At 40.2% G+C, this 13572-nt stretch carries 13 protein-coding genes; 5 read left to right on the top strand and 8 right to left on the bottom strand.

Annotated features, from left to right (window positions below):
* The first annotated feature begins 1 nt into the window (after position 1).
* Entirely contained in the window at positions 2 to 970 is a 969-nt protein-coding gene (locus C9J47_RS18590; protein ID WP_107254827.1) for a type II secretion system F family protein, read from the top strand.
* A 26-nt stretch (positions 971 to 996) separates the two neighbouring features.
* Complete coding sequence (locus C9J47_RS18595) at positions 997 to 2082, top strand: tetratricopeptide repeat protein (protein WP_107254828.1); 1086 nt, start codon at positions 997 to 999, stop codon at positions 2080 to 2082.
* A gap of 135 nt (positions 2083 to 2217) precedes the next feature.
* Here C9J47_RS18595 and C9J47_RS18600 read toward each other — a convergent pair whose 3' ends face one another.
* Positions 2218 to 2739, bottom strand: a complete 522-nt coding sequence (locus C9J47_RS18600) for a DUF2058 domain-containing protein (protein WP_006229315.1) — start codon at positions 2737 to 2739, stop codon at positions 2218 to 2220.
* A 152-nt stretch (positions 2740 to 2891) separates the two neighbouring features.
* Positions 2892 to 3773, bottom strand: coding sequence for a LysR family transcriptional regulator (locus C9J47_RS18605; protein WP_107254829.1), 882 nt, complete (start codon positions 3771 to 3773; stop codon positions 2892 to 2894).
* Positions 3774 to 3944: 171 nt separating this feature from the next.
* Here C9J47_RS18605 and C9J47_RS18610 point away from each other — a divergent pair, with 171 nt between their 5' ends.
* Both C9J47_RS18610 and gloA2 read left to right on the top strand, forming a co-directional pair.
* Positions 3945 to 5054 (top strand): alkene reductase, encoded by a 1110-nt coding sequence (locus tag C9J47_RS18610; protein ID WP_107254830.1) that lies wholly within the window; start codon positions 3945 to 3947, stop codon positions 5052 to 5054.
* A 161-nt stretch (positions 5055 to 5215) separates the two neighbouring features.
* A complete protein-coding gene (gloA2, locus tag C9J47_RS18615) occupies positions 5216 to 5599 on the top strand; it encodes an SMU1112c/YaeR family gloxylase I-like metalloprotein (protein ID WP_107254831.1) in 384 nt (127 codons plus the stop codon).
* Positions 5600 to 5669: 70 nt separating this feature from the next.
* Here gloA2 and C9J47_RS18620 read toward each other — a convergent pair whose 3' ends face one another.
* The 3 genes from C9J47_RS18620 to C9J47_RS18635 all read right to left on the bottom strand — a co-directional run bounded on the left by C9J47_RS18620 (position 5670) and on the right by C9J47_RS18635 (position 8603).
* Positions 5670 to 6323, bottom strand: a complete 654-nt coding sequence (locus C9J47_RS18620) for a MarC family protein (RefSeq protein WP_107244913.1) — start codon at positions 6321 to 6323, stop codon at positions 5670 to 5672.
* A 418-nt stretch (positions 6324 to 6741) separates the two neighbouring features.
* Positions 6742 to 8229, bottom strand: a complete 1488-nt coding sequence (locus tag C9J47_RS18630) for an LruC domain-containing protein (RefSeq protein WP_107254832.1) — start codon at positions 8227 to 8229, stop codon at positions 6742 to 6744.
* Positions 8226 to 8603, bottom strand: a complete 378-nt coding sequence (locus C9J47_RS18635; protein WP_107254833.1) for a hypothetical protein — start codon at positions 8601 to 8603, stop codon at positions 8226 to 8228. The genes C9J47_RS18630 and C9J47_RS18635 overlap by 4 nt, the downstream gene beginning before the upstream one ends.
* Positions 8604 to 9046: 443 nt before the next feature.
* On the opposite strand from C9J47_RS18635, the gene C9J47_RS18640 reads away from it, so the two are divergent.
* Positions 9047 to 9286: a type 1 fimbrial protein gene (locus C9J47_RS18640; RefSeq protein WP_107254834.1), complete on the top strand. Its 240-nt coding sequence runs from the start codon at positions 9047 to 9049 to the stop codon at positions 9284 to 9286.
* Positions 9287 to 9424: 138 nt separating this feature from the next.
* On the opposite strand, the gene C9J47_RS18645 is transcribed toward C9J47_RS18640, so the two are convergent.
* From C9J47_RS18645 to C9J47_RS18655, 3 genes are read right to left on the bottom strand one after another with little or no spacing between them, the layout of a single operon-like run.
* On the bottom strand, positions 9425 to 10477 hold the full coding sequence (locus C9J47_RS18645) for a fimbrial protein (protein ID WP_107254835.1): 1053 nt from the start codon (positions 10475 to 10477) through the stop codon (positions 9425 to 9427).
* A gap of 1 nt (position 10478) precedes the next feature.
* Positions 10479 to 11165: a fimbrial biogenesis chaperone gene (locus C9J47_RS18650; protein ID WP_107254836.1), complete on the bottom strand. Its 687-nt coding sequence runs from the start codon at positions 11163 to 11165 to the stop codon at positions 10479 to 10481.
* Between the two features lie 4 nt (positions 11166 to 11169).
* Positions 11170 to 13572: a fimbria/pilus outer membrane usher protein gene (locus tag C9J47_RS18655; protein WP_170107539.1), complete on the bottom strand. Its 2403-nt coding sequence runs from the start codon at positions 13570 to 13572 to the stop codon at positions 11170 to 11172.

Raw genomic sequence — 13572 nt, forward strand, 5'->3', positions numbered from 1 at the left:
TATGGATTATATCATTACCCTCATTACAGGCTTAGTCTCTGATGAAAACCTTGCTCGTTGGATCTTTTTAGGGTTTTCATTCATAAGTGTGGTTACTTTTACTCTTTGCTTAGCACTTCTTATTACAAATTCATTTAACCCACTAAAAAAGGAGTTACACAGCCTTTCTCACATAAATAAAGAAGTAAACAAACACAATGCTGAATCCAGCCGTCTTGATACTACGCTAGAATCAATGGACAAATATATCTCTCCTTCCTCGATGAAAGAGCGAAATCAGACTAAAACCCTATTGATGCACGCTGGCTATGAACAGAAACAAGCCTTAACCAACTTTTACGCCATAAAAATAATCTTAGTGATTATTGCCCTCTTCGGCGTCTTAATTTCATCTAAATTTCTACCCGAACTCTCGACTCAAAAAATACTGTTCTATACTTTGCTTGCAATGGCTATCGCAACTTTTTTGCCCAATTTTGTTCTTCAAAAGAAAGCAAAAAAGCGGATTCGAACATTATCCAATGCTTTCCCAGATGCGCTCGATTTGCTTGTTGTAACCACAGAAGCAGGGCTCGGTTTTTTAGCTGCATTAAATCGAGTTGCTCATGAAATTGAGGCTCTATCGCCTGAATTAAGTAGTGAATTGCAAATTGTATGTAGAAAAGTACGACTCGGTGTACCTATGCCTATCGCATTAGCACAGTTTATAGAACGTACAGGGTTACTTGAACTTCAAGGGTTGGTCAGCATCATCAGTCAATCCGTTAAACTTGGCTCAAGTATGGGCGATACGCTACGAGAATATGCCATAGAGTTTAGAGATAGACGAATGCAAAAAGCGGAAGAAGAAGCAGCAAAAATTGGAACTAAAATGATTTTCCCACTCGTTACCTGTATCTGGCCTGGCTTTTTTACTGTCGCTATTGGGCCTGCCATTATCGCGGTACTAGAAGTATTTGGCAGTAAATGAATAATCAATTCAAAGGGAGATATTGAATGACAATATTTAGAAAAAAGACCCAACGACTTATACTTTTAGCGGTACTCGCACCAGTTATTTTACTTGGGTGTGCAAGTAACGAAGATACGGTAGAAACGACTAACCCTAACTTTGACCACGAACTTTATGATGGCAAAGCAACATTAGGGTTAAATGGCGATTTCCCCCCAGAGTCTGCGGCAGAATCCATTGCACGAGGTGATCAGGCTTATTTAAACAAAGATACTGACCTCGCTCTTTATGAATATATTCGAGCTCTCAGCTTCCCTGCCCAAGATAATATCGATCAGGCTTATTATAAAATTGGGTACATTCACCAACAACGCGGTAACTATGAACTTGCACAAATTGCTTATAATCGTGCCGTTATTATTAAAGATGACAACATTCAATATTCTGCAGCATTAGGTATTATTGAACTCAAACAAGGCGAAAAAAAGAACGCAGAAAAGCAGTTATTGCGTGCCATAAGAATGGATCAACAGCGTTTCAAGAATGAAACATGGGATCCAACTAAACCTGATTTTGTACAACAATTAAGGATTAACCAAACATCGCCATTAAATGCCTACATTGCTTATGCCATAATTAAAGACTTGAATGCACGCCATACTGAAGCTCAAGCACTTTATCAAGCCTGTTTGCGCATTAATCACAAATCTCGCCAAGCGCTAACAAACCTCGGATATTCATATTATTTAAGCGGAGATTTAAGACAAGCAGAAGTGATCAATAGACGAGCAACAACCATTTACCAAACAGACAAACGCGCATGGTCAAATTTAGGGTTAGTCTATATTCGCAGTAAACGTTATAGCGATGCACTTGACGCACTTCAAAATGTAATGCCCATGGCAGAAGCACTAAATGATATTGGTTATTTCACTATGTTAGAAGGTGATTATGAAGCTGCTGTTAGTTACTTAGAACGAGCTATCAATGCAAGCCCAACCTATTACGCAAAAGCACACCACAACTTAAAACAAGCTAAAAAACGTCAGATAGCATCTCCACCAGTAAAACTGACAAACAAGTGGGGAAATGAGCAATCTCAGGCAACGGTATATTCAGTCGGAAACTGATAACAGAATAAACATACCTGTGACTCAACGTTAGCTAAAAGCCTAAAAACCCCGAAGTGAGCATATGCCACTTCGGGTTTAGTATTTAAGTCTAACAATAACTAAGTTGCAGTGAATCCTGCAATTAAAATTGTATTACCACATTAAATCATCAGGGATCACGAAATCTGCATATGGGTCATCTTCATCTACATCTTTTTCGTCAACAATATTGTTTAGAACAACAATGTCTTCATCACGTAAGCTAATTTTATCTGCGACAACGCCAGGGATGACTTCAAAGCCATCACCAAAACGAACAATCGCCAAGCGACCTTTTACCAGCTCGTTTTGTGTTGTTTTATCAACATAAATATTTCGAACTAATGCACCGTCAGTGAAATTATAGCTAATATCACCCTTAGTACGATCGATGCGATTCATTTCGATAAGCTGTTTAATCTGAGCAACAAACGCTTTCTTCATTGCTTCATCATCTCTTTGACGATTCAGCTCTTTGTCTTGCTCTAATTGTGCTGTGCGCTTTTCTTCAACGGCAGCTTTTGCTTCTCTTGATTGAACACGAGACTTTTTAGACGTTTTTGCTGCTTTTTTTAGTTTCTTTTTGTCAACAAGACCTGCTTTCAGCATTTGCTCTTGTAAGCTTAGCTTTGCCATCGAGACTCCATAATTTCGATAAAAGTAAATGCCGGTTCATAACCTACATTTCTGTCAATTTGATCTATTGTACGTATTATCGCTGGCGAGGTAGAAATGGGTCAAGAATACATTCCGATTAAACGCTCTAAATAGCCAAAAAATGCACATTATTACTGTAACGCTTGCTTGAGAAAGTCGATTAAGGCTGTAATTCGCTGTGGTGAGAATTTACGATTGGGGAAAACCGCATACATCGCACCATCATCTTGTTGAAACTCGTCTAACACACTCACTAACGTTCCGTCGGCTAAGGCTGGCTTTACATCCCAAACAGATTTCATCGCGATGCCTTTTGATGCCAGCGCCCAATGCTTCACCACTTCCCCATTATTACTGGAAAATGCCGCATTTACAGCAACACTGTAGATTTGATTGGCTTTATTAAACTGCCATTCGGCCTGTGTTTCTCCTTCACGGCTGATCAACAAGCACGCATGATCTGCCAGCTCTTCCACAGTCTGCGGATGCCCATGTTGCGCTAAATATTCAGGTGAAGCCACCAGCACACGATGATTATCAGCCAAACGACGTGCGACCAAATTAGAATCTTTTAGCGCCCCAAATCGAATAGCTACATCAATACTATCTTTAACCAAATCACTGAGCTTATCGGTGAGGTGCAAATGAACCGACAGTTGCGGATACAACACCATAAACTCATCCAGTAAAGGCACTAAAACATTTCGACCAAAATCACATGTACAAGAAATGGTAATACTCCCCTGTAACTGCTGTTGCTTTGACAAATGGTTTAATAACTCATCTTCTTGATCAGCCGCTAATAAACAAAATTGGTAGAAATGTTCGCCTTCATACGTTAACTGTTGGTTACGTGTTGTTCTAGAAAGCAAGCGCGCATCATATTGCTTTTCTAAACGTGCCAACACTGCACTCACATTCGCAGGTGAAGCATTTAAACGACGTCCCGCAGCGGAAATACTCCCACTGTGCACTATTTCAAGGAATGTTCTGTAATCTGCAATACCCGCCACAACACTAACCTTTCTCTGTAATTGTTCAATCAAGCAATATCTTACAATAAACAAAACAAATAAAGTTACTTTCAAATATTTTTTGTAGATGCTTACTGTAAGCACTGGCTTTTCGGACCACTATTTCCTGTCACAATCATTCCATCGAACATTACACGACGGATTATTATTATGACTCACCCACTATTCACACCAACATCGATGTCAAATAACTCTCAGCAGCCAATCACACTCTTAAACCGAATGGTAATGGCACCAATGACACGCGCTAGAACCAGCCAACCAGGCAATATACCCAACGAAATGATGGCTGAATATTATGCTCAGCGTGCATCTGCAGGCTTAATCATTACAGAAGCTACGCAAATTTCAGATGATAGCCAAGGCTATTCATTCACACCTGGCGTATATACCTCAGAGCACATTCAAGGCTGGCGAACAGTAACCGATGCTGTGCATCAGGCGGGCGGTAAAATATTTAACCAACTATGGCATGTAGGTCGCGTGTCGCATACTCACTTTCAGAACGGCGAAGCACCAATAGCCCCATCAGCTATACAGCCTATCGATACACAAGTTTGGATTGTTAAAGACGGTGAAGATGGCACAATGTTTCCGTGTCCGATGCCTCGCGAAATGAACACAGATGATATTAAGCGTGTTATTGCCGACTTTGCACAAGCCGCAGAAAACGCGATAGAAGCAGGTTTCGACGGTATAGAGATCCACGGCGGAAATGGGTATTTAATCGACCAATTCCTTCGTACTAATTCTAACAAGCGTACCGATGAATACGGTGGCAGCCGTGAAAATAGACTGCGCTTCTTGATGGAGGTAGTGGAAGCGGTATCTGCACGTATTGGCGCTGAGCGTGTAGGCGTTCGCCTTGCACCATTTGTCACATTTAAAGATATGGATTGTCCCGATATCGTTCCTACGATTTTAGATGCAGCAGAGCGCCTTAATCAATGTGGTATTGCGTACATGCACTTATCTGAAGCCGACTGGGATGATGCTCCTACCATTCCAGATAGTTTTCGAGTTGCGTTGCGTGAACGCTTCAGCGGAACCATTATTGTCGCGGGTCGATATGATCTTAAACGTGCAGAATACATTCTAGATGCTGGGTATGCCGACTTGGTTGCCTTTGGGCGTGCATTTCTCGCAAACCCAGATTTAGCACACCGACTAGCTAATGATATTGCCTTGGCTGAAGCAGATAACACAAAACTCTTCGGTGGTAATAAAAGCGGTTATAGCGACTACCCTGCGAGCGTGTAATCACCAGAAATTAGACCAATAAAACCAAGTAAAACTAAACAAAAATCAGTAGTAAGAGCCAGCGCTACTGATTTTTCTATTTTTGATAGTTGCTGATAAACAATAATAGCAAAATAAGGTAGGCTTGTTCCTTAATCCATTCAGGCTTAAGAAGATAAACAATGCTTCAAGGTATTCATCATGCTGCAATTATTTGCTCAGATTATGAAAAATCTAAGCGATTTTATACCATAATTCTCGGGCTAACAGTGATTGCTGAAAATTACCGCGCTGAACGCAATTCTTACAAACTGGATTTAGCGTTACCAAATGGTAATCAGATAGAATTGTTTTCTTTTCCAAACAACCCTCCTCGACCTAGTTACCCTGAAGCTAGGGGATTACGTCATTTAGCCTTCATTGTCGAATCGATAAATGATTTCACATTGCACTTACAGCATTCAGGCGTGGAAGTTGAACCCATTCGTACCGATGAATACACAGGAAAACGATATACATTTTTCAGCGATCCCGATGGCTTACCTTTAGAATTATACGAAGCTTAAAATTTAAACTGCCACGTAATGTGGCAGTATTTATCGGCGCTAAAACTCAAATATAAAATAGCAAGCTGTTCTATTTAGGAGTGACATTAAATAACAAATAGGCATCATGCACGCCTTGAATCAACATTTGCATACCTATGACGGTTAAGATCAACCCCATCAAGCGTGTCGTAATATTAATACCGTTTTCACCAATCATATCGACCAATTTAGGTCCATATAAAAAGCATACGAATGTAATAAGGCACAAAATAGCAAACGCAGCGATAGTAACAATAATGTTCAGCATACTGCCAGATGCAGAATAATTCATTGCTGTAGCAATCGTACCGGGACCAGCCAAAATCGGTAAAGCGAGCGGTGAAATGGCAATATCTGCTGGCTGTACTTTCTCGCCCTTGTCAGGGGTTGCCTGTTCATTGGTGTGTAATTTAGAACTGCTACCTTGCAGCATGTGATATCCCACTAAGAAAACTAGAATACCACCAGCTAATCGTAAGGCTGGTAATGTAATCCCGAATATCTCAAAAATACCCTTACCCAAAAGACAAAATGCAGCAATAATACAAAACGCAGCTACTAGTGCTTTAATTGCCGTTTGTCGGCGTTGCTGTGGAGTGAAATCTCCTGTCATACCCACAAAAACTGCCGTATTGGCAATCGGATTCATCATCGCAAAAAAACCCATAAACACGGTAACCGCAACAGTAACAATATCGTGCATAGCACTTCCTTCCTCAACTGTTTACTCAAGTAATTCACACAAGCGAATATTAATATTTACTAAAAACTTTCTTTGCGCGTTAAATACTTATACCACCAGCCTATTGTAATGGCACGCACTTCAATCAACACGAGTCGTTGTGAAAATTTGAAATTTTTTGGACATCTCAAGTAAAAAGCGTATTACAAGGAAAACCTAGCTGGGGCATGTTCTTCTTTCCGCGCGGTAGAACAGTTAAAGACAACTGCTTGGCGTATTATATTTTCAGTGAAAACGGTGAGGAAATAACCTTTCGTGAAGTTTCAACCGTAACAGATGGGTGTTAGCGAGGTTAACTTTTAAAGCAAGCAAAGCTTAACACTGAATAATGGTAAGCTTTGCTCAGTCGTTATTATCCCAGAAAGAGATATTTAATCGGTTACCACTTCCAATGCCCCCGTCCTATCCCTTTCACCTTGCTACCTTGTGGTGCCAAGTACCACGATGAAAACGTATTGTCAGAGCTAGCAACATGATTAAGAAAATCGGTATAAGCTTCTCCTAAATCGGTATTCTCTAATGGTGGTTCCCAATCATCGGGAATGATAATAACGAACGGATATCCACTACTATCTTTAAATCCCGCTCCAGTTTCACTGTTATTGACGGAGATACCTAAGCGAGCAGGTTTGTTCGGCAGATGTATTTCATACCCTGAATTTTTAACATATAAATAAGGATCATACGGTGCGGTATCAAGCTGAGATACATCAATCAAGGCATCATAGTCCATTGAAATACTGAACTTGTGTCCTTGTACTAAGGCTTTATCTGTCAAGGTGTTCACCATTTCAGATCCCACTTGTGTCATTAGAGTTTTCGAACTAATTAAGATTTTCTGGTCAAAATCATTCAGTTGCGTAATGGCTATCGGGTAGCCTTCTTCTTGTTCGGTAGAGCCCGGTTTAAACAAATTAAGTGTACCGCTACCACTTGTACCATCAGGGTACGCAAGGTGAAGATACCAATCATGGTTATAGCTAGAGCCTCGCGCAATAATATAGCCATATATCAACATAGAAGTAACTTGGTCATTATTCATACCAAAGCCTACACGGTACCCTATGACTAAATCATTGAAATCATAATCCCCTTTTACTGGATACAGATCTTCATACGCAGCCAAGAAATACTCAGTTGAAGATGGGTAATACACCCATGCATCAATGGGGTTCAATACTTGCCCTTGCGTTATCACCAGTGGCGCTTCTGTTTGCCCCGCTCCGAGCCCAGTTAAAATGGCATTATCTTCATCACTGATTAATGCCACATCTTCAAAGCCCCCAGAAAAATCATAGAACGCTTCTGGATCTCCCAATGAAATATTGGTATCTAATAATGTGACATTTAACGTAACAGCCGTAGCCGAACTTAAATCTTGACCAACAGTTATGATTAACACTTCATCAAATGAAGATCCATTAACATCACTGTTAGCATTCGGTGTCACTCTTGAAGAACCAGTTTCACCTATAATAGTGTAATACCCCGTTCGTTCGGTAGTTCCCGCTTTAGCTAACATAGACCGCGTCGGCGTTGAAAAATCAGAGAACGTAGTTGTAACTCCTCCACTGACTACCGTAATAGAAGCGCTTTCTACCGCGACCCCTTGGCTCGAGGCTTTTTCGGTTCCATTTGCAGCTTCATTCACATCAACAGCAAACACTAATTTCCCACCATTATTAACACGAAAAGCTTCTAATTCTGCCGCTGTAGGGTTCTTATTTTGTGTTTGTGCTCGAAACACATCAATCGTTCCGCTACCTTGTTTAATCGTGTCTTTCAATTTCACCGAAACACTTTCAGCAAGTGTATGAGTAGAAACAGTTAGTAACAATATCAGAGCAGTTAACAGTATTAATCTCATAATACAAAATCTCCACTTATAGACAGATCATTAGCAGAATCAGTAAAAATGTCATAAGCGACGATAGAGTCACTATTTGGTAAGACTAATTCAATAGAGAAAAGGGCATCTTTATTTATTCTCCCCAAATAAAAGACGTTTCCATCCGTGTCGTAAACTTTAAGATATACATTATTTCCGTCAAAATTAAATGATTGAGGGTCTACGCTAAACGGCTTGTTTTCGAAATTAGAAAATTGAGCATTGCTCGGGGCAAATTGCTCACTCAGTAATGAACTCGTTAGTTCTTCAGCCATATTCGTATTATTGTTATCGTCACTCCCCCCACACCCAACTATAAAAGATACAATAAATAAAATATAAAAATAGCGCATTATCTTTCACTCTTTTTTAATACTTGCAAGGGGACTATCCACATATCATGCCAAAAAAAAACACTTAAATTACATAAGATTAAAAAATCATGTTCGTCTTAATTATTGTTTATTTCAAATTGCAAAGCATTCTTCAACACATCATTAATACATGCATAAACCTGAAAAAGCAGTGACTTAATAATAAGAAAAAAGTAAATCGTCTTTGTAATAATAAGCTCCACACTTACGTGAGTTATAATTTCCCACCCCTCATTTTCGGTCAGTGTTTTGGCAGTTAGAGTATTTTATGACCTTCGTTTTTACAGCGCTAAACCCACAGAATATCTTTATGAAGAATAAATACAAAAAAGTATTTTACTGGTCACATATTTTATAAAATCTGACACCAATAAATAGAAAACCCTGTAGTATCAAGGGATAATCAACGGAGGAGAGCTATTATGAAAATGATTATTCAAGCTTGTGCATTCTTTCTCATCCCATTTGCATCAATGGTTGAAGCGTCTTCAGGAGAGATTCGTTTCAGAGGTATGATTACAGAGCCTACATGTCAGGTCGATGCTAAATCTCAATCCTGCATTCAGGTAACAAATACAAAAATGGAAGTAAAAAAAGATATCAGCGTGGAAGAAGTGGTTCTTCAGAGTGGTTCTACTAATCTGGTTGTGACACACCTGTAACCAATTATTGAACGTAGCAATGTTGTTCACCGCATTATCATCACAGTAAAAACTTAACAAAAAGGGCGATATTACTTATACAGTAATCGCCCTTTTTTGATGTGACTATCTTATATTCAGAAGATTCTTAAGTACCGTTTACAATACCTCAATAAGTACATTTACCGACCCCGAATAGTCCCCCGGTGTTAATACATTCGACGTTGTCTTAACCGGATATGCTTTCGCATCAAAGTGACCTACCTGATTTCTATCAAGAGGCACTTCATTACCTTTCTTGTTTGGTATAACCAAGTTACCATTGCGCTCTATCGCAATACCCACATCTGTATTTGTTGTTGCATAAAAATCAGATAACGTTGAGGCTTTTCCTAACATTGTTAAATCAAGCTTGCCATCAAAGTTACAGTTAAATGTAAGGTTTAAATCGCGCTTGTTATACCCTGTTGGTTCTTTTCCGTAGTTCATGTCTTGGCTAGCAACAGAACCCAAATCAATATTTATGGTTGAACCTTCTTCGATAGAACAAAATGCAGGGGTATTCACTGTAATATTAAGGTATGTCTGTGCAATAGGTTCTTTGGAACTCACATTCTTGTTTAATGACGCATATAGTGTGCTCACTAACCCCGAAAAAGTGGTCGAACCCACCACTTTCTTTTTAAAGCGTAGATCGATTTTTCCTTTTGCCCCCGTATCTGCACTTGGGTTATACGTCCAACCACCACTTTTATGGGCCACTTTTGTACACAATTCAGGATAAGTATTTTTCTCATTCTTAAATGGTACATCCAAATACTCATTCCGCTTACCAATCCAGTAATACATAGCAACTGACAATGAATCATTAAGATCTAAATACTGAATCCGATTATGCTTACTATGCGATAACGGTGTCGTCGCCGTAAAATACGTTGTGTCATACCATTTATCACTGTTGTTTAAAAGACCACCAAGTTTACATTTACATTCACGTGGCACTTTTCCACCATTACTGGTAAATTCGAAGAAACCTTTCGCGATACCACCTGGTTTATTAATCGCTTCATCCACAGAACCTGTAAATTCCTGCGTATAAATTGAAGTCCCTTCAATAGGACGACATTCATTCATCACTAGCCCAGTATTATCGCTCGCATAAACAACATGGGGGGTGAGTAATATAGCCAAAACGAAAAACCGATTTTTCATACTATTTCACTCTTAATTCTTGTGTATTGTAAGCCCCGAAGTCGTCAACATACGTTACCGTTACTGTATCACCACGAACAAATTCCATATTATTCGCAATTTGAAATGCTTTCTTAGGCTTTACAACAGATAAGGCTTTATCTTTAAATTCAGTTTTGCCTTTGATCAATGAACTAACTGCAAAGAAATACGGTGTTGGGTTATTAATTTTCAATGTATTACCCACAGCCGCAACTGTTAGTTGCGATTCTGCACCTTCACGCGCTTCAACTAGATTAGCTGGTCGTGCAATTAACTTTATTTTGGTACGCATCGCAAACTGTAATTGATTTGCCTCTTCCAATGCTGGTGGTAACTCTTGCACGTATAACCAAAATAGCGCCTCTCTATCTGTCGGTAAATTTGCAGACGTCTGCATAATGCGCAAGTTTTGCTTACTGTTGCTTGCTAGCGTAAATAGCGATGGGGAAATAACAAAGCTATTATCAGGGATCGCATCAGCTTCCGATTCAAGCCATACCTGTCCACCGTATTTTTTTTCATTATTATTTTTTATTACAAGGTTGGCGCCTTTAGTACCTTCGGTATACACCACACGGGTAGCATTTAGGGTAAAGGCCGCTTGTGCATTTGAGACCAACAAAACTGAGCTAATTAAGAAAACAGCTATTATTACTAATCTATTCATTGTATTATTCACACTTTGTTGTACCAGTATTCATAATTTGAGTACTGGGTTGATTAATCGTAATCACGCCTTGGCACGTCGGGGTGCTGTATGCGATATCGAGCGGAAACTTGCTTTGTTCGGTGGCGCTGAGTTCAACCATTACACTGCCATCAACCCCGATAACAGATTGTTTATCTTTGGTTGACACAATAGTACCCAGCGGCAAGTACGTTCCCTTGGCGTCCATCATTTGTGTTACTACGCGAATCACCCTGCTCGCATTGAAATCGACATAACTGATCACGCCACGTTCTGGCATTGTCGCAATAATCGATTTCTCCGTTTGAATATCTGTTGGCATAGAGGCCGCGTTCAGGCTCAGTTCATTGGTTTCATAAGGCTGAATATTGGACACCAGCGCATAACCATTTTTATTGGTTTCTTGACCGTTAACTTTTATGCCTTCACGTTCACCGACTTTAGCAATAATGTAGCTATCAGAACGTTTAGCTCCTGCAATAACACCACCGTCAAACCCCACAAAAGTACCGCTTGCACTGGCACTGATCGTGCTGCCATTGCCGCTTGCATTGACACTTACATTCGTCTTATCGAATGAACCCGATAAAGAGGCTCTTGCATAGGCATCGGAATCTGGATTCAACGATGCACCCACTGAATAAGAATACTCATCCACCACGCCAGATTGCCCAACCTCATATGACGTACTGTCAGATGTTGATGTTACTGAGGTGTACACGTTAGAAGCGCTCTTACCGTAATCAATTGGTACACTCATGGTTAGCATCACGGTATGATCATCATTTTCCGTTTGATAATCGGTATACGCCCCTGAAAGGGTGTAGTTCACACGACCAATCGAGCTGCTGTAACCCACCGAATAGGATGTACTTGTATTGCTTTTATTCCAGTATGTTTCATGGGCTAAATTCACATACACACTAGAATCAGCCACATCAAAATTTAAATTCGCGTCTATACGACTTTTACTACGAGAAAGATCAACCTCAGTGTTATAGCTTGGCTCGCTTGTTTCACGATCATAATCACTGCTTACCGCCTCGGAGAAGGTACGGAAATTCTCCGATGAGAAACGATAACCTGCCAATTGAAGATCCATCGAACTCGACAGCTCTTTGGCATACAATAATCGGAGGCTGTGCCCAGAGTGATAATCATCATCCATTAAAGTGTTCGAGTAGCTGTAATCCATACTGACAGCACCCAATTCCCCCATGGTGACACCCGCCCCCGTTGCCATACCATAATACGGGTCGGAGATAGTCACTGCGCCCATCAAGGTCATTTGGTCAAAACCGTAACCATATTCACCGTATAAGAAGCTATTCAACATCTTATTTTTACTGTCACGATACTTACCCGCAGTTAGTTCATATCGGTAGGTATCTTCTGTTAACAGCATTGGTAATTGCGTGATCGTATAGTTATACCGCTTTGATTGACCGTCTTCGCCAATGATTTCAATGTCAACTTGGTTATTGCTTAAATACGGAAGATCCGTAATTGAAAAATTGCCTGCAGCCACATCCTTGGTGTATAGCAGGTACTCTCCTTGGTAGATATTCACCGTTGAATTCGTTTCTGCTACACCACGAATAACAGGGGTATAATCTTGCTTATAACGCGGTAACATTTCACGATCTGAACGCAATGAAACGCCGGTAAAAGGAATTGAATCCACCAAATAACCCTGTGTAATCGACTCTCCCACTACCGCTTCGCTTAATACGTTTGGTAGCGGTTTTGCGACATACGCTTGTTGGCGAACAAAATCATCATCCGTCACATCAGAAGATGCTACATTCGCGCGAAAACGCACATCGTGATAATTAGCTCCAATTTCTGCTGTCAGTGGCATTGCAAACTCATCATCACTATTTCGATTGTTATAACGAGCAGAAACTGAGTAATTCACAAAACCTGCAGTAATACCTTTATCTAAACGACGCTGGTTAAATTCCAAATCTTCACGATTCATTAAATTGGCGTCAGGCACAAAGATATGAAGTGTCAATTCGTTCGCGTTGTAGTCAACTTGCGCGCCAAGATCAGATAAGGTGTTTTCGCACGTCACATTCAATAGCGACAACTTTGCTTCTTGGGTCAAGTTGATACCCAAGTTTTGCAGCGTATCTACGGATAAACACAAACTCGGTTGCCCATCACTGTTTGGGGCAACATTAAAATTCTGATAGCCAATATAGCGTTTATTAACGTACACCCTGTAACTCTGGTTGCCCAAAGGTAGTTCACCATACGCATTCAGCAGCTTTGATATCTCCGTCTGCGTTTTCGCATCACCTTGTAGGAAATCAGTATTAAATTCACTAGCTTGAGCTGCAATCGGTACGAGCAACAGCAAAGGTATAATTTTACGAACCAT

This window comes from Photobacterium indicum (assembly GCF_003026215.1).
In the GTDB taxonomy this organism is placed as follows: domain Bacteria; phylum Pseudomonadota; class Gammaproteobacteria; order Enterobacterales; family Vibrionaceae; genus Photobacterium; species Photobacterium indicum.

Bases quoted from the DNA above. Each gene is read 5' to 3' on its own strand.
- C9J47_RS18595 (WP_107254828.1), top strand. From the start codon at position 997: ATGACAATATTTAGAAAAAAGACCCAACGACTTATACTTTTAGCGGTA.
- C9J47_RS18590 (WP_107254827.1), top strand. From the start codon at position 2: ATGGATTATATCATTACCCTCATTACAGGCTTAGTCTCTGATGAAAAC.
- C9J47_RS18650 (WP_107254836.1), bottom strand. From the start codon at position 11,165: ATGAATAGATTAGTAATAATAGCTGTTTTCTTAATTAGCTCAGTTTTG.
- C9J47_RS18655 (WP_170107539.1), bottom strand. From the start codon at position 13,572: ATGGTTCGTAAAATTATACCTTTGCTGTTGCTCGTACCGATTGCAGCT.
- C9J47_RS18620 (WP_107244913.1), bottom strand. From the start codon at position 6,323: ATGCACGATATTGTTACTGTTGCGGTTACCGTGTTTATGGGTTTTTTT.
- C9J47_RS18600 (WP_006229315.1), bottom strand. From the start codon at position 2,739: ATGGCAAAGCTAAGCTTACAAGAGCAAATGCTGAAAGCAGGTCTTGTT.
- gloA2 (WP_107254831.1), top strand. From the start codon at position 5,216: ATGCTTCAAGGTATTCATCATGCTGCAATTATTTGCTCAGATTATGAA.
- C9J47_RS18610 (WP_107254830.1), top strand. From the start codon at position 3,945: ATGACTCACCCACTATTCACACCAACATCGATGTCAAATAACTCTCAG.
- C9J47_RS18630 (WP_107254832.1), bottom strand. From the start codon at position 8,229: ATGAGATTAATACTGTTAACTGCTCTGATATTGTTACTAACTGTTTCT.
- C9J47_RS18635 (WP_107254833.1), bottom strand. From the start codon at position 8,603: ATGCGCTATTTTTATATTTTATTTATTGTATCTTTTATAGTTGGGTGT.
- C9J47_RS18645 (WP_107254835.1), bottom strand. From the start codon at position 10,477: ATGAAAAATCGGTTTTTCGTTTTGGCTATATTACTCACCCCCCATGTT.
- C9J47_RS18640 (WP_107254834.1), top strand. From the start codon at position 9,047: ATGAAAATGATTATTCAAGCTTGTGCATTCTTTCTCATCCCATTTGCA.